This window comes from Moritella sp. JT01, from assembly GCF_001574435.1.
Classification (GTDB): domain Bacteria; phylum Pseudomonadota; class Gammaproteobacteria; order Enterobacterales; family Moritellaceae; genus Moritella.
Window position 1 is genome coordinate 62,145 of the sequence record NZ_LOCN01000032.1, and the last position, 25,068, is coordinate 87,212.

At 40.1% G+C, this 25,068-nt stretch carries 23 protein-coding genes; 11 read left to right on the forward strand and 12 right to left on the reverse strand.

Going from position 1 to position 25,068, the window contains the following annotated elements; genetic code table 11:
* Positions 1-103: 103 nt before the first annotated feature.
* Both AKG98_RS19985 and AKG98_RS19990 read right to left on the reverse strand, forming a co-directional pair.
* Positions 104-1,048, reverse strand: coding sequence for an ornithine cyclodeaminase family protein (locus AKG98_RS19985; RefSeq protein WP_067050273.1), 945 nt, complete (start codon positions 1,046-1,048; stop codon positions 104-106).
* A 33-nt stretch (positions 1,049-1,081) separates the two neighbouring features.
* Positions 1,082-2,260, reverse strand: a complete 1,179-nt coding sequence (locus AKG98_RS19990; protein ID WP_067050382.1) for a DSD1 family PLP-dependent enzyme — start codon at positions 2,258-2,260, stop codon at positions 1,082-1,084.
* Between the two features lie 137 nt (positions 2,261-2,397).
* Between AKG98_RS19990 and AKG98_RS19995 the strand changes: the two genes are divergently transcribed.
* Both AKG98_RS19995 and AKG98_RS20000 read left to right on the forward strand, forming a co-directional pair.
* The gene (locus AKG98_RS19995; protein ID WP_067050276.1) at positions 2,398-3,312 is read left to right on the forward strand and encodes a LysR family transcriptional regulator; all 915 of its coding nucleotides are present in this window, start codon (positions 2,398-2,400) and stop codon (positions 3,310-3,312) included.
* A gap of 39 nt (positions 3,313-3,351) precedes the next feature.
* Positions 3,352-4,326 (forward strand): ribonuclease Z, encoded by a 975-nt coding sequence (locus tag AKG98_RS20000; RefSeq protein WP_067050278.1) that lies wholly within the window; start codon positions 3,352-3,354, stop codon positions 4,324-4,326.
* On the opposite strand, the gene AKG98_RS20005 is transcribed toward AKG98_RS20000, so the two are convergent.
* Positions 4,319-5,713: an MATE family efflux transporter gene (locus tag AKG98_RS20005; protein WP_067050281.1), complete on the reverse strand. Its 1,395-nt coding sequence runs from the start codon at positions 5,711-5,713 to the stop codon at positions 4,319-4,321. The two genes, AKG98_RS20000 and AKG98_RS20005, sit on opposite strands and share 8 nt — an antisense overlap.
* Positions 5,714-5,904: 191 nt before the next feature.
* Here AKG98_RS20005 and AKG98_RS20010 point away from each other — a divergent pair, with 191 nt between their 5' ends.
* The 5 genes from AKG98_RS20010 (at position 5,905) to AKG98_RS20030 (ending at position 12,454) form a co-directional block, all read left to right on the forward strand.
* Entirely contained in the window at positions 5,905-6,786 is an 882-nt protein-coding gene (locus AKG98_RS20010) for a LysR family transcriptional regulator (protein ID WP_067050283.1), read from the forward strand.
* 267 nt (positions 6,787-7,053) lie between these two features.
* Positions 7,054-8,766, forward strand: a complete 1,713-nt coding sequence (locus AKG98_RS20015; protein WP_067050286.1) for an ABC transporter ATP-binding protein — start codon at positions 7,054-7,056, stop codon at positions 8,764-8,766.
* Between the two features lie 95 nt (positions 8,767-8,861).
* Positions 8,862-10,412, forward strand: a complete 1,551-nt coding sequence (locus tag AKG98_RS20020; RefSeq protein ID WP_067050290.1) for an ABC transporter substrate-binding protein — start codon at positions 8,862-8,864, stop codon at positions 10,410-10,412.
* Positions 10,413-10,529: 117 nt separating this feature from the next.
* Positions 10,530-11,504 carry an ABC transporter permease gene (locus AKG98_RS20025; RefSeq protein WP_067050292.1) on the forward strand — a complete coding sequence of 325 codons (975 nt, stop codon included), beginning with the start codon at positions 10,530-10,532 and terminating at the stop codon, positions 11,502-11,504.
* A gap of 5 nt (positions 11,505-11,509) precedes the next feature.
* Positions 11,510-12,454: an ABC transporter permease gene (locus AKG98_RS20030; RefSeq protein ID WP_067050295.1), complete on the forward strand. Its 945-nt coding sequence runs from the start codon at positions 11,510-11,512 to the stop codon at positions 12,452-12,454.
* Between the two features lie 373 nt (positions 12,455-12,827).
* On the opposite strand, the gene AKG98_RS20035 is transcribed toward AKG98_RS20030, so the two are convergent.
* Positions 12,828-14,297, reverse strand: a complete 1,470-nt coding sequence (locus tag AKG98_RS20035) for a peptide MFS transporter (RefSeq protein ID WP_067050298.1) — start codon at positions 14,295-14,297, stop codon at positions 12,828-12,830.
* A gap of 309 nt (positions 14,298-14,606) precedes the next feature.
* Between AKG98_RS20035 and AKG98_RS20040 the strand changes: the two genes are divergently transcribed.
* Both AKG98_RS20040 and AKG98_RS20045 read left to right on the forward strand, forming a co-directional pair.
* Entirely contained in the window at positions 14,607-15,188 is a 582-nt protein-coding gene (locus AKG98_RS20040) for a Tfp pilus assembly protein FimT/FimU (RefSeq protein ID WP_067050301.1), read from the forward strand.
* Positions 15,189-15,318: 130 nt separating this feature from the next.
* On the forward strand, positions 15,319-15,498 hold the full coding sequence (locus AKG98_RS20045; RefSeq protein ID WP_067050304.1) for a hypothetical protein: 180 nt from the start codon (positions 15,319-15,321) through the stop codon (positions 15,496-15,498).
* 377 nt (positions 15,499-15,875) lie between these two features.
* On the opposite strand, the gene ribA is transcribed toward AKG98_RS20045, so the two are convergent.
* The 4 genes from ribA to AKG98_RS20065 all read right to left on the reverse strand — a co-directional run bounded on the left by ribA (position 15,876) and on the right by AKG98_RS20065 (position 19,177).
* Entirely contained in the window at positions 15,876-16,469 is a 594-nt protein-coding gene (gene ribA / locus AKG98_RS20050) for a GTP cyclohydrolase II (RefSeq protein ID WP_067050307.1), read from the reverse strand.
* Between the two features lie 117 nt (positions 16,470-16,586).
* Positions 16,587-18,185, reverse strand: coding sequence for a sulfite reductase flavoprotein subunit alpha (locus AKG98_RS20055; RefSeq protein ID WP_083544026.1), 1,599 nt, complete (start codon positions 18,183-18,185; stop codon positions 16,587-16,589).
* Positions 18,185-18,607, reverse strand: coding sequence for a PAS domain S-box protein (locus tag AKG98_RS20060; RefSeq protein WP_157534178.1), 423 nt, complete (start codon positions 18,605-18,607; stop codon positions 18,185-18,187). The genes AKG98_RS20055 and AKG98_RS20060 overlap by 1 nt, the downstream gene beginning before the upstream one ends.
* Before the next feature lie 318 nt (positions 18,608-18,925).
* Positions 18,926-19,177 carry a hypothetical protein gene (locus AKG98_RS20065; RefSeq protein ID WP_228140376.1) on the reverse strand — a complete coding sequence of 84 codons (252 nt, stop codon included), beginning with the start codon at positions 19,175-19,177 and terminating at the stop codon, positions 18,926-18,928.
* 180 nt (positions 19,178-19,357) lie between these two features.
* Between AKG98_RS20065 and AKG98_RS20070 the strand changes: the two genes are divergently transcribed.
* Both AKG98_RS20070 and AKG98_RS20075 read left to right on the forward strand, forming a co-directional pair.
* The gene (locus tag AKG98_RS20070; protein ID WP_067050313.1) at positions 19,358-19,624 is read left to right on the forward strand and encodes a hypothetical protein; all 267 of its coding nucleotides are present in this window, start codon (positions 19,358-19,360) and stop codon (positions 19,622-19,624) included.
* A 543-nt stretch (positions 19,625-20,167) separates the two neighbouring features.
* On the forward strand, positions 20,168-20,824 hold the full coding sequence (locus AKG98_RS20075; RefSeq protein WP_067050316.1) for a hypothetical protein: 657 nt from the start codon (positions 20,168-20,170) through the stop codon (positions 20,822-20,824).
* A 109-nt stretch (positions 20,825-20,933) separates the two neighbouring features.
* Here the strand turns inward: AKG98_RS20075 and AKG98_RS20080 are convergent, their stop codons facing one another.
* From AKG98_RS20080 to AKG98_RS20095, 4 genes are all read right to left on the reverse strand, one after another.
* On the reverse strand, positions 20,934-22,169 hold the full coding sequence (locus tag AKG98_RS20080) for a glycine betaine/L-proline ABC transporter ATP-binding protein (RefSeq protein ID WP_067050319.1): 1,236 nt from the start codon (positions 22,167-22,169) through the stop codon (positions 20,934-20,936).
* A gap of 1 nt (position 22,170) precedes the next feature.
* Positions 22,171-23,061, reverse strand: coding sequence for a proline/glycine betaine ABC transporter permease (locus tag AKG98_RS20085; protein ID WP_067050322.1), 891 nt, complete (start codon positions 23,059-23,061; stop codon positions 22,171-22,173).
* Between the two features lie 111 nt (positions 23,062-23,172).
* Entirely contained in the window at positions 23,173-24,177 is a 1,005-nt protein-coding gene (locus tag AKG98_RS20090) for an ABC transporter substrate-binding protein (RefSeq protein ID WP_067050325.1), read from the reverse strand.
* A 398-nt stretch (positions 24,178-24,575) separates the two neighbouring features.
* Positions 24,576-25,052: a MarR family winged helix-turn-helix transcriptional regulator gene (locus AKG98_RS20095; protein WP_067050329.1), complete on the reverse strand. Its 477-nt coding sequence runs from the start codon at positions 25,050-25,052 to the stop codon at positions 24,576-24,578.
* Between the last annotated feature and the right edge of the window lie 16 nt (positions 25,053-25,068).

Sequence of the window (25,068 nt, forward strand, 5' to 3'; positions counted from 1 at the left end):
TCTAAGTTAAAAAAAGGGTCCACAGTACAGTGAGCATCATCACCAAGGCGGGTATCAAACCCGCCTTTTAAATATCGACTATTCAACCACGCATATTTAAACGTCAGCACTCAATAGCATGCCCAGCATCAAGAGCAGCATTCAGTAAATATTTCCCAACAAACAGATCCTGAACCGCAACACCCGAACTATCAAAAATAGTAATATCCGTATTATTGACACGCCCTTGTGCACATCCAGATAATACCTCTCCAATCATGGTTAATTTGTTTATAACCATCTCTTTATCACCATGTTGAAATTCACCGATCACGACAGATTGCGAAGTGAAATCGCAATATAAATCAGCTTTATAAAACAAAGATACGGGTAACTCTTGCTTGCCTTTGGTATCGACCCCCATTGCTGATATATGTGTACCTGCTTGTACCCATGCCGCAGAAAACAGCGCTGCACGCGCAGTCGTTGCGGTAATGATAATATCCGCAGCACGGCATGCTTCTTCAGCCCCTCTCACTTGTGCATTAATGCCAACATCTGCTAATTTTTCAACCATAGCTTGTGCCTTACTATCGCTACGACCAACAACCAGCACAATACGAATATCACGAACACGGCAAACCGCAACACATTCATAAAATGCCTGATGGCCAGTACCAAAAATAGCTAAACAGTTCGCGTCTTCACGCGCTAATACCGATACAGCAACGGCATCTGCTGCCGCCGTGCGGTAAGCATTAACGGTACTGCCTTCAATCACGGCATCCAAACGCCCAGTGTCTTGATCTAATAAAAAGATAGTCGATGCATGACAAGGAATATTCTTGGCGATATTACCCGGCCAATAACTCCCCGCTTTCCAACCCACTAGTTCTGCGGTGTTAGCCGACTTAAGTGAAAAAACACTATTTTCAGCATACCCCTCTGCGATCACCACAGGGAATAACTTCGCTTGCTCACTCGCCGCAATGAACGCAGCGGATACCGCATTAAACGCTAGGTCATGACTAATTAATTGACTCGACAATACTTCACTCATGTATTTCATATTCTTTTATCTTCCCTTATATGATTAGTATTACTACCAACCCTGAATTCGAGCCCAGTAATCAAGTTCAACCTGCTCTGGGTCTACTACGTAATAACCCGCATGCATGGCTGCGGTGGCGCAAGCATGATTGGGTAAAATGCGTAACTGTGTGCCTACCGCTATATCGGATAGCTTTTTGCTATCATTCGCGCCATCAATATCGCCACCAGCCGCAGCAATAATGCCATGTTCTTGATTAGCACCGATGACTTGCAAACCGGGAATAATACTGCCATCGCTATCGCAAACTAATCCATAACCACAATCCTGTCGTTGCGACTGCGTACCCCGGTCTTGTGACAATGACATCCAACCTGCATCAATAAATAACCAGTCTTTCTCTTCGTTATGACCTATCACAGTGGTGACAACCGATAACGCGATATCACTTGGCTTACAAACGCCAATACCAGCCATTACTAAATCAAAAAAGGTATACACGCCCGCTCTTACTTCTGTCACACCATCCAAGTTCTCCGCAAAATGTGCTGTCGGTGTCGAACCAACGCTCACCACAGGACAAGGTAATCCACTTTCAATTAACTGAGTAGCTGCAATCACCGCAGCACTACGTTCACCTTCAGCAGCAGCGACTAACGCCTTTTTACTGATACAATCATAAGATTCTCCCGCATGTGTCAGTACACCTCGTAGCTCAGCGCCACCTTGATGAAGGATCCTTGCGATCTCGACTAAACGCATATCATCAGGTTTGATACCACCTCGATGACCATCGCAATCAATTTCCAATAGCGTTGGGATCTTGATATTTTGCATCTGACAAAATGTAGCTACTGCTTTTGCTTGCGCAACACTATCAAGCAAAATGCTGATATTAATGCCTTTATTAAGCAATGCTTGAATACGCGGTAATTTTTGCGGAGCGATACCTACGGCATAGAGCAGATTGGTATAACCCGCGTCTGCAAATGCTTCCGCTTCTTTAACGGTCGATAGTGTGGCTGGTGAATCAAAACCTTCTAGTACATGCTTCGCACCCGCAATGGATTTAACGGTTTTTAAATGTGGTCTTAATATCACATGATGCGGGGCTAACTTCGCTCTTAAGAAGGCCACATTGATATCAAACTTGGCTTTATCGACCAACAAAAAAGGCGTGTCTATCTTTGCTAAACTTGTTGTGATTGACGTAGACTTTCCAATTGACATCGTTTTTATAATTGACACAGTAGTCGCTCCTTATACTCACTTTATTCAGTTACCTGCTTGGTAATACACATATTGTGATATATCTAGAATTAGAATAATATTAACGATTACTAACTATCATATTAGGTTTGAACTTAATGCTTACCAGCGAAGACTTGCGTTTTTTCTATGCTATCTCAACTCAGCCCTCCTTAACCGCGGCTGCGCGTAAGCTTAATGTGACGCCGCCGACAGTGACTCAACGCCTACAAGCTATTGAAGCCAAAGTGAGTGTAAAACTGGTACAACGCCAAGCCCGTGGCATAAGCCTGACCGAAGAAGGTTATTTACTGCAAAATAAAGCCCGATTCATCCTTGCAGAAATGGACCAGCTGCAAACATTAATGGCCAGTAAAAAAAACAGGATCAATGGCACTCTAAAAGTATTAGCACCCTTAGGATTTGGTAATGATTACATAGCCCCCTTGGTTGGCGAGTTTCAACAACAACATACAAACCTAAACGTCGAATTAGAGCTCTCGGACAAGCCAAGTTGGGCAGAAAGCCATAAATGGGACATTATCATCTATATTGGTGAACTGAGGGACTCAACATTAAAGCTCGCGACACTTGCACCTAACCAACGCTTTCTGTGTGCCTCTCCAGATTATTTAAAGCGCCATGGTTCACCAGAGTCACCGCGAGAGTTAAAAAACCATACCTGTATTGCGTTACGGGAAAACAGTGAGGATGTGACCTTATGGCGTTTCACCCATACTAACAGCCAAGAGCAAGAGTCGATTCGCATTACCCCCACTTTTACCAGTAACGAAGGCAGCGTTGTGAAAAACTGGACGATAGCAGGTCATGGGATCATCATGCGCTCAGAATGGGACGTTCAACCTGAATTAAATAGTGGAGAATTAGTGCGGTTATTACCAGACTACAGCTTGCCGAGTGCCGATATTGTGGCATTATTAGGTACTGACTCACGCGCTCGTTCAGCCAGAACATCACATTTTTTACAATTATTAAAAGTACGTTTTGCACAGCAACCTTGGTTAACAAAATAGTCATTTTAGACCACGATAACAACACAAAAGAAGCGCATCATGGAAATCGTATTTTTAGGCACATCGGCAGGTACGCCGACCAAAACCCGTAATGTATCGGGCCTGGCTATTCACCGGGTTAATTCAAAAAAGTGGTGCTTAGTTGACTGCGGTGAAGGTACGCAACATCAGCTCTTACATACCAAGCTGTCTTTAACGCAATTACAGGCGATCTTTATTACCCACATCCATGGCGATCATTGTTATGGTCTACCCGGGTTATTAGCCAGTGCGGCAATGCAAGGCAGGACTGAGTCTCTTTGGATTGTAGGACCATCAGAAATTCAAACCTTCATCAAGTTAATGCAAACGGCTATGCATCTCAATTTAAACTATGAATTAAAGTATAAGTGTATTGATGAGCCAAATAATACACTCGATGACTTAGCTATTGAATTTGACGTTGAGACGACTGAGCTCTCTCATCGCCTGCCTTCTTTTGCTTATAGTTTTAGTGAAAATAGACTAAGTAATAAGCTTGATGTCGATAAGTTAGCGCAAGACAAGGTCCCTAGCGGCAAGCTTTGGGGCGAGTTGCAACAAAGGTTAGATGTGCAACTCGATGATGGTCGCATTATATGTGCACAAGACTATTTATTACCGATTCAAGCGCCTCGAAAAATTATCATCTCAGGTGATAATGATGACCCATCACTGCTCACTCAAGTAGCCAAGACCGCAAACGTATTAGTGCATGAAGCAACGTATACGCAAGATATCGCTATCAAATTAGGCAAAGGGCCGCAACACAGTTATGCAAAACTCGTCGCTCAGTTTGCCAGTGATATAGGACTTGATAATTTGGTGTTAACTCACTTTAGCCCACGCTATCAAAACACGATAAACAGTAGCCCCTCGATTGCCGATATCGAAAACGAAGCACGTACTGTTTATAGTAGAAATCTGTTTTTAGCCAAAGACCTTGAGCGCTATAACTTAAGCAAGCAAGGCGTTCTAACTAAAATAGCTAACTAAGACTATTAACTAAAGCTACGTTCTCTCTTTGTTTTATGTCGTGCCACACTAACGGCGCGACAATAACAAACAACGCGATATTCGATAAAGGTAAGGCTAACCAAATACCATTAACTCCTAACCATTGTGGCAAGAAATATAAAAATGGTAATTGAATTAGCATATTACCGACCGATATCGCCAAAGCTTTAGCCCCCTTACCTATCGCCATAAAATACACGGATGCCAACACAATAATGCCATCTAAAAACATCGCGAATAAATGTAAATGAATGCCATTTTTTGCTTCAGCGATGAGTTCTGGATTATCACTAGTGAACAAACGAATCATCAAGTCAGGCATTAAATTCAAAATCACGATAGAACCAACACCAGCCATCACCGTTACTTTTATCGACATTAGCAGCATTTTTTTGATATTTTCAAACTGCTGTGCGCCAAAGTAATAACTCACTGGTGGTTGCATACCTTCCGCGATCCCTTCTGCCACCAAGTAGTAAACCGTCATAATGTAACCTACAATGGCAAACGCACCCACTGTCACAGACGTACCGTATTGCATGAATAAACGGTTATGCAATGCAAATACAAAACTGGTATATACATACATCACGAGTGATGACGCGCCCAAGCTAATAATCTTTGTCGCCATACGCGGATCAATCATCATCACGCTTCTATCGAATTTTAGACTTGAATACTTTGACAGAAAATAACCGATACCTACGATACAAACCGTCAACTGAGCAATAATAGTCGCCAACGCAGCGCCTTCAAGTTGCCACTGCCACAAACCAATAAACACATAATCCAACACTATATTTAATAACGCGCCAAGGATCATTAACGCCGTGGCGACATTTGGGCTTTCATCATTACGTACTAGCATCGGAATCGCAGCAGCCATGATGGTCACAATAGTCGCACTCGCAAAGACATTGACATAATCGAAACCAAGCTCAAAAGTAATACCGTCACCACCTTGCACACGGAGTAAGTCGGCACCCCACAATGACATACCAGCAGTCGACAATATTGCCAATACAATGATTAAGAAAAAACTGACATTAAATGCCTTCTGTACGGCACCTTTGTCTTCTTCGCCACGCTTCATCGAAATAAGGCTGCCGCCGCCCATGCCAACCATTAAACCCAGTCCAGAAACAACAAAGGTAATCGGCCACGCCATGTTAATACCCGCAAGCCCTTCTACACCGACATAATGACCGACAAAAATACCATCGATAATTTGATAAAGGCCGCTAACCAACATCGCGGCAATCGACGGGATCGCATAACGCCAAAAAGAACGTTTAATCTCCGCATCCGATGCTGAATCAGTCTTGTTTTGATCTAATGATCTTGGTTGTAACGGCGATGCACTCACAAAAACCTCTATTTAATATTGAATACGTTTATTTTTATGGATTATGCTTGTTTTTGATATTGATGAAAGTTAGCATCCATCCGATTTTCGGATAGTTAGCTCCCTTTATGCCCGCTATAATATTTTATAGAATCCGTAATTTGTAGATTATAAACCGCCTAGCAGTCACTCAAATAAAGTGAGAAAACAAAATGAATTGGACAGTTGATCAATTAGAAGCATTTGTAACCGCTGTAAAACTCGGTTCATTTTCAGCCGCCGCTCGCCATTTAGGTAAAGCACAATCAAGAATCAGTACTGCGATATCCAATTTAGAAACCGACCTTGATATAACCTTATTTGATCGCAGTGCTCGATTACCGATACTGACACTGGCAGGTGAAGATATGTATGCCGAAGCAGAAGCGGTACTACAACAATGTCAACGCCTACAATCTCGCGCATTAACGGTATCTGCTGGTGAAGAAATTTGTTTAACGATCGCCATGGATGAAGCGGCGCCGATTATCATGTTCCAGCATTTATTTGAAGATATTGCCAAGCAATTTCCCCTATTAAAAATCAATATTATCAGTGGTTCACAAGCGGACATTGCGAAGTGGGTCGATGAGAAAAAAGCCGACATTGGCATCTTATTCCATTTAAAATCACTATTAGACTCACTCGAATTCATGTCTATCGGTAAATTCACCCAATCTTTGATCGTTGCGCCCGAACATCCTTTAGCTAAAACCCCAGAGCCAAAAATCGAACAATTGAACCAATTTAGAGAATTAGTCATCCGTGATCGCATGGGCATAACGCAAGCCAAAGCCACCTCGCCAAATCATTGGCATATCGACAGTTATTACTACATTACTGAATTAGTTATTCGTGGTATCGGTTGGGCACTAGTGCCTGAGCATGTCGCCAATATACATTGGTATAAAGGTGCATTAACAGAACTATCTACTAAGCATATTACCGACCCCCTATTAATTGAAATAGGTATTGTTAAACGTCGCGATCAAGCCAGTGGTCCCGTCATGAATTGGATTTATCAAGCGTTAAGCAAGGGTGTTACGAAAGAGTGAATATATTACTTTTTGGTTAATTTTAAGTAAATAGTCTATAGTTCTGTGCTTAAATATTTTTTAAAAATCTAAATAAACTATGGATAACCTGCCTTTTAGTGCACAAAACTTACATAATCTAGATTTTTATGCCTTTTTTGTTGCTTTATCGCAGTTTTTTTGTCAGATTAATACCCACGTAACATATCAGTGACATCTACTGCTGATAATGAATGGAATCAATTTTTCAGACTGGATGGGGAATCATCGAGTTATAAGGGTCTGGTAATGTCTTTATTAGAAGTAAAAAATCTTCGCATCGAATATCCATCTCGACATGGTGTGCACGCAGCAGTGAAATCATTGTCTTTTTCTATCGAACGCGGTGAAATCGTTGGTGTAGTTGGCGAATCTGGTGCAGGTAAATCAACCGTGGGTAATGCCATTATTGATTTATTAAGCCCACCAGGTGTGATTGCTAGCGGTGAAGTATATCTTGAAGGTGAAAAAATATCGGGTTTAACGCCTGAAGAGATGCGCAAAGTACGTGGCTCAAAAATAGGCTTCATCTTCCAAGACCCAATGACATCGCTAAATCCACTTTTTACCATCGAACGTCAGATCACAGAAACGCTTCTAGCCAACCTTGATGTAAGTAAAGAAGAAGCTTACTCTCGGGCTCTTACTTTAATGGAACAAGTGGGTATTCCTGAGCCTGAATTACGTATTAAGCAATACCCGCATCAATTTTCAGGTGGTATGAGACAGCGTGTGGTTATCGCTATCGCATTGTCTTGTGAACCCGATTTAATTATTGCCGATGAACCCACAACCGCACTCGATGTTTCAATTCAAGACCAAATTCTAACGTTGATCCGTGAATTGTGTATCAAGAAAAACGTAGGCTGCATGCTCGTTACTCATGACATGGGTGTGGTATCAAATGTAACAGATAAAATTGCCGTGATGTACCGCGGTGACCTTGTTGAATTTGGTCCAACCAAGCAAGTACTTAGCGATCCTTCGCATGAATATACTCGTAGCCTTATTTCTGCGGTACCTCGCTCTGATATCAAGTTAGATCGTTTTCCACTGGTAAGCTATATCGAAGAAGCCGAAGAAATGAAGCAAATCGATATTAAAAACCACTGGTTAGGCCAAAGTCAGGATCAACGTGAATACACGGGTCCACTACTGACAGTGAATGATGTAAGTCTTCGCTTTGTGACTAAAGATTCATTTTTTGAAAGTAAACGTGAATACGTACAAGCATCTGACAAAGTCAGCTTCCATATTAACGAAGGTGAAACCTTTGGTCTGGTGGGTGAGTCAGGTTCAGGTAAATCAACGATTGCACGTATTATTGCCGGTCTTTATACGCCTAATGAAGGTAACATCACGTTTGAAGGCATTGATTTAACCGCATTGAAATCTGAAAAAGAACGTCGCCCTATTCGTCGTCAAATGCAAATGGTGTTCCAAAATCCATATACGTCGATGAATCCGAGAATGAAGGTTTTTGATATCATTTCAGAACCCATTCGTTTCCACAAATTAGCATCATCTGAAGCTGAAGTTCGTCAAATCGTACATGATCTATTGGATCACGTAGGACTAGGCAGAATGGCTGGGGTTAAATACCCACACGAGTTCTCTGGCGGTCAGCGTCAACGTATTTCAATTGCCCGAGCACTCGCGACACGTCCGCGTTTATTAATTTGTGATGAACCTACATCAGCACTTGATGTATCAGTACAGGCTCAAATTCTAAACCTACTTAAAGATTTACAAGACGAACTCAATTTAACGATGTTATTCATTAGTCATGATTTACCCGTTATTCGTCAAGTAAGTGATCGCGTCGGTGTAATGCAAAAAGGTCAATTACTTGAAGTGGCGGCAACAGAAGATTTATTTACTAAGCCACAGCATGAATACAGCCAGCATCTTATTTCGTTAATGCCTGAATTTAAAGGCCTGCGTGACAAATTGGCAAGCTAAATTCCATTAATTAGACGAAAAAACAACCGCTAAATAATAACAAAAATAAACACAACACATCGGGAGTCACGTCCCTGCATGAAGGAGTTATGCAAATGAAAACCTTAAAGACCAAACTCGCCATTGCCTTAATGGCCGCAGGCCTAAGCTTTTGCGCTGCTGCAGCAGATATCACTGTTGCTTATGATGCAGATCCAGTATCGCTTGACCCGCATGAGCAACTATCTGGCGGTACACTACAGATGTCGCACATGTTGTTTGATCCCTTGGTTCGTTTTACCAAAGATTTCGATTTTGAAGGCCGTATCGCAGAAAAATGGGAACGTGTAAATGACACAACTTTCCGTTTTCACCTACGTAAAGGCGTAAAATTCCACTCTGGTAACCAACTGACTGCTGATGATGTTGTATGGACATTCGACCGTCTAAAATCATCAGTTGATTTCAAAAACGTTTTTTCTCCATACGAAAAAATGACCAAAATTGATGACTACACGGTAGAAATCGTATCTTCAAAACCGTACCCACTCGTACTACAGACAGCAACTTATATCTTCCCAATGGATAAGAAGTTCTATTCTGGTAAAGAAAATGGTAAAGACAAATCTGAAATTGTTAAACACGGTAGCTCTTTCGCATCAACACACGTTTCTGGCACAGGTCCTTTCATCGTAACGTCTCGTGAACAAGGCGTAAAAGTTGTGTTTGAACGCTTTGACGATTACTGGGATAAAACATCACCAGGTAACGTAGACAAGTTAACGCTTGTACCAATTAAGGAAGATGCCACACGTGTTGCAGCACTCCTTTCTGGCGACGTTGATATGATTTACCCTGTGTCACCAAATGATCAACGACGAGTGAAAAACGCGAAAGATATCGATCTAGTAACCGTATCTGGTACACGAATCATCACGTTCCAAATGAACCAAAACAGCAATCCTGCGCTTAAAGATGTGCGCGTACGTCAAGCTATCGTACATGCAATCAATAACGACGCGATTGTGAAGAAAATCATGAAAGGCTTTGGTACCACAGCAGGCCAACAAGGCCCTGCAGGTTATTCAGGCTATGACGCTGACCTAGTGCCACGTTATGACTTGAAAAAAGCCAAACAGTTAATGAAAGATGCAGGTTATGAAAATGGCTTTAAACTTTCAATGATGGCACCAAATAACCGTTATGTTAACGATGCTAAGATCGCACAGGCAACAGCGTCAATGCTATCTAAAATCGGTATTAAAGTTGATCTGAAAACAATGCCAAAAGCACAGTACTGGCCTGAGTTTGATCTTTGTGCTGCTGACATGATGCTGATTGGTTGGCATTCAGATACTGAAGATTCTGCGAACTTCTCTGAATTCTTAACAATGACACGTGATAAAGAGACTGGTCGTGGTGCTTATAACTGTGGTCACTACTCAAACCCAGAAGTTGATAAGTTAGTAAACAGTGCAAACGCTGAAACAGACACAGCAAAACGTGGCGTGATGCTGCAACGTGTTGAAAAAATATTGTATGACGAAGCTGCTTTCGTGCCACTACATTGGCAAGATCTAGCTTGGGGCGCAAAATCGACTCTACAAGTTGCTCCAATTGTAAACGCACTAAACTTCCCGTACTTCGGTGACCTAGTCGTTAAATAACTAAGTACACTTCACTATGCGGTGTTTTTATCAAAACTCTGATAAAAACACCGATTATTTTTACAAAAAATATAGCAATAAACGCTATAGATTTAATAATACTTTGGGAGACAAGGAATGTTCACATTTCTGATCAAACGCCTGTTTCAAGCCTTGATAGTAATGTTCGTGATCAGTTTGGTAGCATTTTCTATTCAAGATAATTTAGGCGATCCATTACGTGAATTAGTTGGTCAATCTGTATCTGAAGCAGACCGACAAGCACTTCGTGATGAGCTAGGCCTTAATGATCCTTACATGACTAAATATAGCCGTTTTCTTGTTAATGCAGTGCAAGGCGACCTCGGCACTTCATATTTCTTTAAAAGACCTGCAGCAGAAGTTATCTTAGATAAACTTCAAGCGACACTTGAATTGGTGTTTGGCGCAGCATTAATTATCGTTTTTGTGTCAATTCCTTTAGGAGTTTACTCAGCTATTCATCCCAAAAGTACGCTCACGAAAATAATTATGGCTGTAAGTAGCATTGGTATTTCTGTACCGGTATTCCTTACTGCAATCATACTGATGTATATTTTTTCCATCGAACTAGGTTGGCTACCCTCTTATGGACGTGGTGAAACGGTCAATATCATGGGCTGGGAAACAGGTTTCCTTACTAAAGATGGTTTATTGCATTTAATCTTACCAAGTGTATCACTTGCTTCTATTATGCTACCGCTTTTCATCCGCTTAGTTCGTTCAGAAATGCTAGAAGCATTAAGCTCGGAATACATCAAGTTTGCGAAAGCGAAAGGCTTATCATTAAACAAAATTTATTATATACATGCGCTTAAAAATACCATGCTGCCTGTTATCACCGTTGGTGGTGTACAAATCGGTACTATGATTGCTTACACAATTTTGACCGAAACGGTATTTCAGTGGCCTGGAACAGGTTTCTTATTCTTAGAAGCGATTAACCGTGTAGATACACCTTTAATTACTGCTTATGTCATCTTCGTTGGTTTAATCTTTGTGGTAACAAATACCCTAGTTGACCTGTTATATGGGGTAATTAACCCTACCGTAAACATTACAGGTAAAGGATAATAGGTATGAACACAATTACTTCATCTCATGTTCCTACTCGTTGGGAACGCTTCAAAAACTCAGATCTTATTTATTATTTCTTAAGAGATAAGGTCGCCATGTTCAGTTTTGCGATCTTTATGACGTTCTTGATCGCAGCGTTAGCGGCACCGTTAATCGCACCAACAGACCCTTATGATATTACCAGTATTGATATCATGGATTCAGAGTTACCGCCGTCTTGGTTAGAAGAGGGTGACGAGCGTTTCCTATTAGGTACTGATGATCAAGGCCGTGATATTTTATCCACCATGCTTTACGGTTCACGTTTATCGCTAACAATTGGTTTCTTGGCTGTTGCAGTACAATTAACCTTAGGTATTGTGATAGGTCTATCTGCAGGTTACTTCGGTGGTCGTATTGACAGTTTCCTCATGCGCTTTGCTGACGTACAGCTCTCATTTTCGACGATGATGGTCGCGATTATTGTCTCAGCTATCTTTAAAGCCAGTTTTGGTAGTGAATTCTTTAGTCAATATGCCGTCGTTATGCTCGTGGTGATCATCGGTATTGCCGAATGGCCACAATATGCACGTACTATTCGTGCATCCGTATTGGCCGAGAAACAAAAAGAATACGTAGAAGCAGCACAAGTGATGGGCTTAAAATCAATGCGCATTATGTTTAGACATATTCTGCCAAACTGCTTATCCCCTATCCTCGTGATTTCAACAGTACAAATTGCCAATGCCATTATGTCAGAAGCAGCATTGTCATTCTTAGGTTTAGGTTTACCGGTTGATCAACCTTCATTGGGTGCGTTAATCAGTACAGGCTTTAAGTATATCTTCTCTGGCGCTTGGTGGATAACAGCCTTCCCAGGTGTATTACTAGTAACACTTGTACTTGTAATCAACCTACTTGGTGACTGGTTACGTGATGCGTTTAACCCTAAGATCTATAAAGGTTAAGTAAATAAGCGTCATTGTTTATATGTAAATAAATGATAGTAATAAAAAAGCACTGTTCGTAAATACGTTCAGTGCTTTTTTTATATAATGAAAACAACCTTCCACAGTATTGCGAACGGTTATTCTTATCTTTCTGTCAGGACAGAGTCCCTTGGTGATCACAATGACAGAGTAAGGACTCTAAGCTATTAAGGGGAAAATTCGGCTTAGCGTTATTGCACTAGCCAGGTCTGGATCTGGCCAAGTTAGCGGTGAAAAAATAAATAAGGCTTCTAATATCAATTTAGAAGCCTTATTTTCGTAAGTAAATTCGTAGGTCTATAACTTATATCTTAGGTCATAGCCTACTCGTATAATTTAAAACAATGTGTAATTACGCTTGAGCTGTTGTCATACCTTCAGCTTCTTTACTCTTCTCAAGCATCTTACGAATAACAAATGATGCCAGGAATGCGACAAATACCATCACCACTGCTAAACCTGTTAATAGGCTAAAGTAGTCACCGTAAACTGTTTGCACCACTTCTTGCGTGATCTCTTGACCCTTCTCCATCGCAATCGACGTAGAGAATACCGCACCAACGATACCACTCATTGCCATAGCGACTGAGTATAAACTTACCGAGAAGTTCTCTATGTGTTTAGGTGAAACAGACAAGATGAATGCCACAACCATACTACCAACAATCACTTCAGCAAATGCTTGGAAGAAATGAATCAACATAAATATTTCAGGGCGAATTACAGCATCTTCACCGACATTCAGCACTGCCATAGTAAGAATACCAAACGCGATTGCCGTTAAGATAAATGCGAAACCGATTTTCGTCGCTGTCGTAAAGTTAATATTTCGTTTTTCAAGTGATAAGAAGACATATACGATCACCGGACCACCAACGATACACCAAAGTGAATTCATTGCCATTGCCGCTTCAGGTGCAATTGGAATAAACCCGAACAGGTCACCGCGCATAGTATTAATTGTTACCATGGTCATTGAAGTCATCATTTGGCCGTAATAAACAAAGAAAGCCGTTGTTAATACAGTCATGATAAGGATAGTACCCATCTTTAATGCATCTGCACGTTCTGATTTCAGCATTAATGAGATGAAGTAAAGGATCGCTGATGCACCAATTGCGTAGATAATATTCTGGCCAATATCCATATTTGAAAACATAAAGAATACTAAACCAATCATTGCAACAGATAACGCTGTGAATGCAATCCAGTTTTTGGGGCTTACCGGCGCTTGCTCAATTTCAGTGCCTACTGTTAATAACGGTTTACGTGAAACGACGAGAATAGCAAAAGCAATGAAAGCCATCACTGCAGATAACATGAAACTGCCATTAAAACCAATTGCAAGTACGAACATTGGGAATAAATATTGACCTAAAAAGGCACCTATATTGTTAACTGAATAATTAACAGGGTAACCGTTTTCAAAGTCTTCTTCACTTGCAAATGTACGCTTATACAGGCTTGGATATGAAGGCGACATAAGACCACGGCCGTAACTTGCTAGCGCAATACCAACCAGACACAACTGTACATTACCTGCCGATGCACCGAAAACAAGTAAGCCATAACCTATGGCAAAGGCAAGATAAGCAATCGTTAACGAGCGATAAGCACCTAAGAACTTATCAGCAATAAAACCACCAGCAATAGCAAACAACGGACCAATAGCTGAAAAAGCACCAACAACCATCATGGTGTCAGCTTCGCTATACCCCAAATCTTCTAAAAAGAAGCGGGTTAAAATAATCATTACGCCGTAAAAAGATAAGCCAAAGAGCATTTGGCAACACATCATAGATTTATTCAGTCGATTCCACATAACTTAATCTCTTTTATTATGGATAAGTAAAGAAAGGTAAACTCGACGAGATGTTAACACTTAAGGAGTAATTGATTGCAGGGTAAGATCTCATAAATCAACACGGAGCATTACTTTTAACTGGTAAAGCGTAAATAGATAGGTCGCATATAACGAAATAATATAATTATGCAGTTTAATATATTTACACAAATCGAATCAATACCATACAATAATATTGAATAACTAAGCCTAGAACTGAAGATCAATAAATGAACAAAAAACCACTAATCAGTTATAATTAAGACTTGCGGTATAAATAGGCAAACTATGACTTCTCGATTAAAACCAGCACAGGGTTTTACCCTTATTGAACTTGCTATCACGATTATCATTTTGGCGACACTGGCTGTAATTGCGGTCCCAAAATTCTTAAATTTCCGTGAAGATGCAGAAATAAGCCGTGTTAAAGCCGTGGCAGCCGCTTACCAAGAAGCGGTTAGTTTTGTACAAATTCGCTACCAAATTTTAGGTTTAAGCTCGGATATGACAAATATACCAGGCTATGCCGATGGGACTATCGATGTAAACCCAAACGGTTTTCCATTGGGTATTAATAAAGGTAATCGCCAAGGTTTTATAAAAAATACTAAAAATATTGGGAAAGGTAATCAAGGTTGTGTTTCATTATGGAATATCTTGTTATTAGATCCACCTTCAGTATCCCTAAATAAAAATGATGATACTGATTTTACCGCCTATCGCCATCGTGCTGATAACGGTAGTGGAAAAAGCCAGTGCAGCTATATTTTGAGAACGCTCGGAGATACGACGAATAATCCTGCGGATGCTAAAATCTTGATTAATTATGACTCAGAAACCGGACGCGTCATTGCTATTTTTAGGGATTAATTATATTAATAACGGATGATGGTGCTCTGCACTTGACACATTAAAACAGGAATGTATTGCTCAAGCACGTCTTATGGCGTGCTTTTTATATCTAGTTAAACTCAAAGTAAAATAGAGCTGAGGAATAAAGATGGAAATTAGTATTGAAGATGTTATGAATATTGAGATAGATATCGAAAACTTACCTCCAATAGCAGTACAAAAGAATATAGTTGAAGACATCGAACGGTTAATATCTGAAGGTAAAAGTCAGGCTGAAGCTCTTCACTTTGTATTTGCATATTATAAAATGGGTAACAAAGTTAACTAAAATCAGAATATTTACATGACCATATTCGTGTCAGAATTATCTCAGCTGACACGAGCTTGTCCCTTTATGAGTTAGCTCTCACCCATGTTTTATTCTCATGTGAGGCGTGGAGCTACTTGTCATATCATAATGTCTCACTCGAACCCTATTGCTAGCGAAATTTGGATCCGACCTTTAGAACACCCGCTTCCACCTTTAGGAGCTGGTATTCAGGCGCAAGGGAAGATCGTAGTTTCAAAATTGGCATAGTTCCTTGTAAGTAGCTTACAAAAATGTAATCGTTAAACCATAGGTCCCTGAAATACAGTTATGAAGGCTGCTGAACGATGTCTTTTGGGCGCTGAACAGCCTACGGTAATTGAACTGGGTCCATTATCCTATGTGTTATTCAGCCAGTGCCCTAATTTCTCTGCCTTAGTGGTCAGATAACCTTCATTGTGGGGGTTCTTTCCCACTTGAATCGATACACGCTCAACAATTTCAATACCAAACTCACTTAAGGCTTCAATTTTTCTAGGATTGTTAGTCATGAGTTTTAACTTTGAGATATTTAGATGGCTTAATATTCCCTGACATATACCATAATCTCGAAGGTCAGCAGAAAAACCCAGTCGCTCATTGGCTTCAACGGTATCTGCCCCCTGATCTTGTAGGCTATAAGCTCGGATTTTATTCAATAAGCCTATCCCACGCCCTTCCTGCCTAAGGTAAAGTAAAATACCGCGGCCCTCTTCAGCAATCATCCTCATGGCTTCATTCAGTTGATATCCACAGTCGCAACGCATACTAAATAGCGCATCCCCAGTGAGGCACTCTGAATGAACTCTCGCTAAAACAGGTTTGCAATCAGAAAAATCACCGAGTGTTAGGGCCACGTGCTCCTGTCCAGTTTCTAAATCTTCAAAGCCATGCATATCAAAAGTAACAAACTGGGTTGGTAAACGACAGGTTTCAATAAAACGAACAGGCATATATCCTCAATACGGTGTACTTATCATTAATTTTAGGGAGGACATTGTCATATACTCAATGTCCTTGTGTAATATGGTTTAGAAATAATTAAATATTAGTTTTTAATTGACATGTTCTTAATATAAATCCCGGCGGTAATACCCGGTGTCAGTGAGTTGATTAATATAGCTCTGAGCTTGATCAAATGATAATTTACCGTGCTGTTGTGCTACTTCAATAAGTGCATTATCTATGGCTTTTGCTAAATTATCTTTACTACCACAAAGGTATAGTGTTGCATCACGTTGGAGTAGGGACCAAACCAAAGCACCTTGTTCTATTATCGCATGTTGCACATAGCGCTTTTGTTCTTGATCTCGTGAAAATACTGTAACCAGTTGACTTAAAACACCTTCGCTTAACCAATCTTCAAGTTCAGATTTATATAAAAAATCCTTCTTGGAATATCGTTCTCCAAATATAAGTAATGTTTCTGATCTTATTTGTAATTCAGTGTGAGCTTTCTGTTGTCGCTCTAATTGCTGTAAGAAACCAACATAAGGTGCAATCCCAGTACCTGCACCGATCATTATGACAGGTGTGTCTATTTCATCAGCTAAGTGAAATTCTTTATTAGACCGAGTGAATATATCAACGATATCACCAGGTTCACAACGACTCAACCAGTTGCTCATCGTACCAAAATGCATTCTATTTTCATGTTCATAAGCGATATCTCTTACACATAAACTGACTTGCGAAGCACTTTTACCGTCACTATTTTGATCGCTGGATGCTATGGAATAAGCGCGTGCCGTTTGCTCTGATAATGCATCACATAATTCGCTTAATGTGATATACCCTACTTCTCCGCAATCCTGTAATACATCTAAAACATCACGACCGTAAAGGTAATCGGCAAGTGCTTTTTTGTTACGGATCTTTAGTTTTTCTTTTAAGTTAGCATTATTTGATTTATTGGCTAGCGTGCGTAGTAAGCTTTTGCTTAACAAACGTAATTCTTTGCCCTGTAATTGTTGTGACGCCTGTTCATCACCAAACCAGTCTGTAATATCTTGTAGTAACTCAGATTTATGGTTAGGTACTACATATAATAAATCACCGGCCCGATAATTCATTCCACTGCCATCAATATCGAGATCTATCTTATAGACACCGGCAGAACTGGAATTTAAGCGAGTGACATTAATTATTTTAGCTTGATGTGGCTTAGTTTCACTATAAGGCTCGACTCTGAGCATTAACTGATGACCAATCGTATCGTCACCTGCCACCACTGCATTGACTGTATCGACCCATTGTGTGAAAAAATTACGATAATCCAAGTCAGCGTCTACTCTATTAATAGCTCGGATAGCACCTTTATCGTGTAACTGCGCATCGAGTTGTTGGCCGAATTGACAAAAATTGGTATATGCTACATCACCTAAAGCAAAAATAGCATATTGAAAGGGAGCCAAAGTGTTAAGACTTGCCAACTGTAACGCAAAGTCATCGGCATTGCCTGGAGGCTCCCCATCACCAAAGGTACTGGTGATCACCAGTAACAAATCTTTGGTGGATAAATCATTTATCACTAAATTGTTGAGAGTAACTAATTCCAATTTAACGGAAGATAGAAAGGGTAGCTCGCAAAACTGTCTGGCCAAGCGCTCTGCATTACCAGATTCAGAGCCATAGCTTATAATAATCCGTTCGAAATTAGTTTTCATCATTACTCTCCGTAGAAGTCGTCAAATACTTCTTTAGATAATTCAACGCTGTCAAAATCACTCATTAGGTCATTAATAACTCGACGAATGCTGATATATTCTGTGATGTTACCTGCATCATCAAAGATAGGTTGTACTGTTGTATCTACAACATACAAGCTGCCACCTTTACCTACGTTTGGTATAATACCCGTCCAGATTTCACCATTTTTGATAGTATCCCACATATCTTTATAGACACTTTTTTCGATTGATTTATGGCGTACTAAATTATGTGGAGCACCTACTAACTCTTCTCTGCTATAACCAGTTAACTGACAAAATAAATCATTAACATAAGTAATGTTGCCTTGAAGATCTGTTTTAGATACGACTAAAACCTTATCGAGGGCGGTTAAAACTTGTTCTGAAATTGAAGTTTGCATCTATAAATACCTTTTTATAATAGTAATTTTGTGAATTCGTCATCACTATATTATTGTTGCATTTTGAATGCAACAATAATATAACTAGTTAATCAAAAAGATTTTTATGCAAGTATTTAAGAGTTAAATAGAATTAATAGTTGCAACTTCAAGATGCACAATCAGAAAACCGTATGAAGAGTATGTTCAGACTTCATAACGCCTCCGTCGGCTTGTCCTACTCGTCTCTGATATCGCATGGGTATAGACATCATTTTTATTTAGGCGTTCTTATGGATATCAATCCCTGTTCGTTCAACGATTTCAGTTTAAAAACCATCAATACTTTGCTGATTTTTTAACCCAGTATTTTTCAATGCCTTCTTTGCCTTGGCGAGTTGACCATTTAGCTAAGTCATCGCGATCTTCATTATAATTGAAGTAAGGTACGGACTTGCCACAAGATGATTGAACCATTTCTATATCTAAAATAAATATTTGTCGGGCAGCCACACTTTGTGGGAATAGCGCGCAGTATTTATCCCATTCAGGATCTTTTTGATGGATTACTTTTGCATTGCCATATCGCAATAGCCGTGTATTTAATTGCTTAAACCACCAGCGTTTATTACCAATTGCATTAAATAAATGGTCAATTGAACAAATCGGCTCGGTGCTAGATTCAAGTAATTATGTTTAACACCCGAAAAGCTGTCATACTAGCGCCATAAAATTTAGTATTTTGATGACGAAGATTAAAGTGAGAAAAACATGATCAATATTTACCGTGTATCTTTTCCTGATGGCAGCGTTTATATCGCAGCGAAAAAGACGCCACCAGCAAACGCAGTAAAAAGCTATGAATGGGCTAAAGGTCACGCAGACCCAACACGTCCATTGGTTGCTGCTTACCTGAAAAGCAAAGGCCAAAGCACGTTAGAACTACTTCATTCAGACTTAACACCTGATATGGCTAAAAAATTGAAAAGAAGATATATCGTCGAGGCAAGACAAGCAAAACAACTCGTTATTACCTAATAGAATTCTGAAAACCTGCTTGTTCGAGCAGGTTTTATTTATTCAGCACAACACTCACATCCATCTTCGAACAAAAACGCCTACCCTTGTTGTGGTAAGAGCATGTCTGATAGCACTGATGATCCAAAGAAAAAAATCAATAATGAGAATAACATATTCATTCTTTATTATTTCCGTTCTAAATTTGATTAGATAGATTTATCTCCTTTTTTATCTACCCTCCTTTTGCTTTTACCCTCTAAAACAACCCATTGTAAGTATTAGAAAAACCTAATTTAATTAAAAATAAACCTCGTTATAGCATTTTTATTATGCAATCCATTCCTACGCATAATAATCAAACCAGACAGAAACATTACTTTAGTTTATTAAACCATAAATTATTTTACATACTTTATTCAGCATTGAGTTCTATAAAATCATGGGCTAAAGTAGTTTACCAATTTCAAGGTAATAGATTGTTATTAAAGTGAAATTGTAATTAATCAATAGTACTTTCGTATGCTATTAACTAGATAAATAATAAAACAAGGATGTAATAAAATGAAAGCAAAATCTCTTTACTCACTATTATTGTCAGGCGTTATCGCCCTCTCTGTTGCAGGCTGCAGCTCTTCATCAGTAAAACGTAATGCAGACCAAGAATTTCCACTGGAAGTGACAACCAGTGCTCCTGCATTTATTTTCCCAATAAGCCTGCATGGCGTACCTGGGGACAGTGCTGAAGTTGGTCTAGCTATCTCTTCAGGTGCTGTAGCTGAATACGGTACATCAGTCATTTCTGGTCAGCAATTGTATAGTGTTGTTGGTAATCTATCTTGGACACTTGGCGAAAATATGCGTCGTCAAGCAAGTCTAGATAAACTAGAAATGACAGGTTCAGCGGAGAAATATGCAATTGAACTTGATAAGAAAATGAAAACACTTACAAGTAAGTTAAAAGCGTCAGGCGTACTGACTAACAAAGACTACAACTTCAAGTATGTTATTGTTTTACACGTTGACTCATCTGGTGGTATGAATATCCCGATGATGACTAACGTAACGGCGTTCGGTGGTGTCATGGATATGGAAACACGTAAGATTGTATCTTATATCGAAAAAGACCTTACATTATCTCAAGACGCAATTCTAGCGCAAATGCCGATCGAAATGAACAAGATCATTGCTGAGTTATTAGATAAACCCGAAGACGCTTAATCACGTTCTTTAAAACAATGAATAATTAATGCCTATTACCTCCGACCTGCTGTAATAGGCATTCATCATTGCACAAGCTCACTTAAATACGATAATTAACGTGGTTACATTAAGCGTGAGTTACTTTATCTTTATCCTTTTCCACACTCGGCTGATCACTTAATACTTCGGCAAGTGTAGAACGACACAAATGCCCCTCAACCTGACCATCCATATTTAACACCGGCAGTGGCAATTGATTATCCAGCATTTCAGGAATCACAGTTTCCAGTAACGCATCACTTTGTACGGCAGGCACAGCGTCCAATAAAGACGCATCTAGGGCATTGCTGTAATCGCTTTTTTCAACATTATCCAAGGTATCTTGTGTGATCACACCTTGATAGCCATTCTCGTTAACAACATAACCATAGTCTTGTTTTGACTTACGCATTTGTAATACCGCTTCACCGATTGTCTCGGCCGAAATGCGGAAGATTTGCGGTTGCATTACCGTTTCCACCGTCAATGCGCGCGCGCGATTTACATCTTTGACAAAGGCTTCCACATAATCATCAATCGGGTTAAGCAAAATATCAACAGGTGTTCCTTGTTGTACTAATACCCCATCACGCAAAATAGCAATGCGATCACCCAATCGTAATGCTTCATCAAGATCATGGGTAATAAAGACAATGGTTTTATGTAACTTTTCCTGCAGCTCAATCAGCTGGTCTTGCATCTCGCTTCGGATCAAAGGATCCAATGCTGAAAATGCTTCATCCATTAGCAGAATATCGGCATCGGTACACAAGGCGCGTGCTAAACCGACGCGTTGCTGTTGACCACCAGACAGCTGTCTTGGGTATTGATTGGCATAACCATCCAAACCTACCGTTTCCAACCACTCTGTTGCACATTGTTTCCATTCCGCCTTCTTGACCCCTTTCACTTGCAAACCATAGCCAATATTTTCTAACACGGTGCGATGTGGCATTAATCCGAAACGTTGAAATACCATCGACATTTTATTACGACGAAAACCTTGCAGATCTTTACTCGACAGTTGCATAACATCACTACCCGCGATTTCTATTTCCCCGGCAGTAGGTTCAATTAAGCGGTTAAAATGACGGATCAAGGTTGATTTACCCGAGCCTGACAACCCCATGATAACGAATATTTCTCCCGGATAAATATCCAGATTAATATCCGATAAACCAACGGTATGACCCGTTTCAGCTAAAATAGCATTTTTTGATTTACCCGCTTTGACTAGCTCAAGCACCTTTTTCTCATTTTCACCAAAAATTTTGTATAAATTCTTAATACGAATTAACGGGCTTTTCTTCTCACTCGAACTCATCTTACTGCCCTCCGAAATTTTGTAACGTACGTTTTGCGTAACTTTGCGAAATCCGATCAAAAATAATGGCGAGAACAACAATGGCTAAGCCATTCAATAAGCCAAGTGTGAAATATTGGTTGGTGATCGCCTTTAATACCGGTTGACCTAAACCTTTTACGCCAATCATAGAAGCAATCACAACCATAGCGAGCGCCATCATAATCGTCTGATTAATACCGGCCATGATATTAGGCATTGCCAGTGGTAACTGTACACCAAATAAACGTTGCATAGGGCTAGCACCATAAGCAGTTGCCGCCTCTAGCACTTCTTTGTCTACCAGACGGATACCTAAGTTCGTTAAGCGAATGACAGGCGGTACAGCGTAAATAATAACGGCGATAACACCCGGGATTTTACCGATACCTAATAACATCACCACAGGGATCAAATACACAAAGGCAGGCATTGTTTGCATAATATCTAAGATAGGTGTGACAACGGACTGAACACGATCAGAGCGAGCCATCGAAATCCCGATAGGGATACCAATAAACACAGCGAGTGAGGTGGATACCAGAATAATACTCATGGTTCGCATCGTATTGTCCCACATGCCAAAAAAGCCGATGAGGAAAAAGGCCACAACAACGCCTAAGGTTAATTTCCAAGAACGACTAGCAATATAAGCAAACACCGCGAGTACAGCAATGACTAACCACCAAGGGCTGCCGAGTAATAATTTTTCAAACCAAATAAGAAAAGTAAGTAAGGGATCAAAAAATGCTTCAATACTATCACCGTATTCACGCGAAAAACTGCGATAAGCGCCGTCCAATGTTTTCCTAATATCAAGTAATTGGCGACGATCTAGCTGCGGTATTTCCGAAAGCCATGAACTGTCTGACATATTATTTATTTCCTAAAATGAAAAAGCCCGAATAAGTCGGGCTATATATATACCCAAACGACTTCAAGGCGCACAATCAGCCAACTGAAGTGGTTTGGGTATAGTGAAAGGCTATAGTTCTGAGACTGCTTTCTTGATTTTCTTCGCGGTAGCTGAATCAACCCACTGTGACCAAGTATCTTCATAGTTTGTTAAGAAGTACTCAACACTGTATTCGCCATCAGCTTGCTCATCTTCCATCCAAGCAAGTAGTTCATTCATCTGAGCATTCTTGAATGAGCGGGCTGTAAGGTAAGCCAATGCTTCAGGTGCTCTTGCCGCAAATTTTTCAGTCACGACAGTATCCACAGCAGAAGGTGGGAACATAGTCACTTTAGGTTCTAAACAATCGTCTTGAGTAATGCACTCTTTAAAATGTTTTTCATCTATACCAGAACCAAAATCAACCTTAACCATATTGTATTTACCCAATATAGCGGTCGGCGCCCAATAATAGCCAAACCAAGCTTCTTTACGCTCATAGGCTTTAGCAATAGAGCCAGATAAGCCAGCACCAGAACCCGGATCAATTAAATCAAACCCGTCATCGGCAAGATCCAGTGCCTCGTATAGATTAGTTGTTGTGATTTGACAATTCCAACCTGATGGACAAATCATAAATGCAGATTTATCTGGGTCTTCAGGGTGCTTGAATAGTTTTGCGTTGGCTTTAATGCCTGCAATAGTTGCTAAACTCGGGTCTTTTTCAACCATATAAGCAGGAACCCAAAATCCTTCTTCACCGCCATCTGTTAGTGTGGCACCAGCATAACGAATTCGCCCTTCTTCAACACCTTTATCAAGGGCTGATTTCATGGCATTACTCCAAAATTCAGGTGCAATATCAGGCTGGCCTTTTTCGATCATAGCCGTGCCGGTTGCCATTGTATCGCCAGGTACGAGCTCGGCATCACACCCAAAACCATGCTCTAAAATAAAGCGATCAATATTAGCGATGATTGTTGCTGAATTCCAGCTCATGTCAGCAATGGTAACACTGCCACATTCACTTGCATTAGCGAAGGTAGAAAGAGATGAACAAGCAAGAAGTAGTGAGGTAGCGAAAGTTTTCCGCATATGAATAACATCCTTATTATCTTATGAAGTTCAGTTAATATTACAGGATTTAGCCACTAAATTCTTAAGTTTATGCTAAAAAATCTGAGATGTCGTTAAAAAACAACCCAAATAGATATATTATATAGCCTTTAATATATCAGCTAAGTACTTGTTGATGTTACGGATATAAGCAACCACAAACATTTAACATTTCATTAATATTTATCTCAATATAATTTCGTTTTACTAAGAATATCACCTGTTTTACCAGGTTATTTACAGAGGTACATAATAATATGAGAATAGATAATGGACAGTCCTAGACGCTATTTCTAGTGATTTTATATACACCGAAATAGCGAACTCCGCATAGGTAAAACCTAAAAATTTAGAGCGGTGAATTGACGGTCTAAACCTTACTCTTCCGCCTGAATTTGACCAACAAATAATACTGGCGCAGCATCTAATTTTTCTGCATCCATCATTGAGGCAATGCGTTCGACAGCTGACAATAGCTGGCTTTGTTCCCACTCTTCAAGATTTTGATAACGCTTGATGAAATGGTCTTGAAGCGGCTTAGGTGAACTACTCAGTAATAATTTACCTGATTCACTCAGCGACAGATGCACTTTACGTTTATCGGTTTCACTTCGCTTCCTAATCACCAACGCCCGACTCTCAAGTCTGTCAATAATCGTCGTTACTGTCGCAGCACTTAAGGCTATCTCTTTCGCAATGTCTTTCGCCAGTGGCGCATCAAGCAGGGCAATATTTTGCATCACCATGAGCTGAGGACCTGTTAAACCAGACTGCTTATTCAGCTGGCGAGAATGTATATCAATGGCTCTGATCACTTGACGCAATGATACTAATAATTCTTCATACTTTTCCATAACCCTTCCATAATTC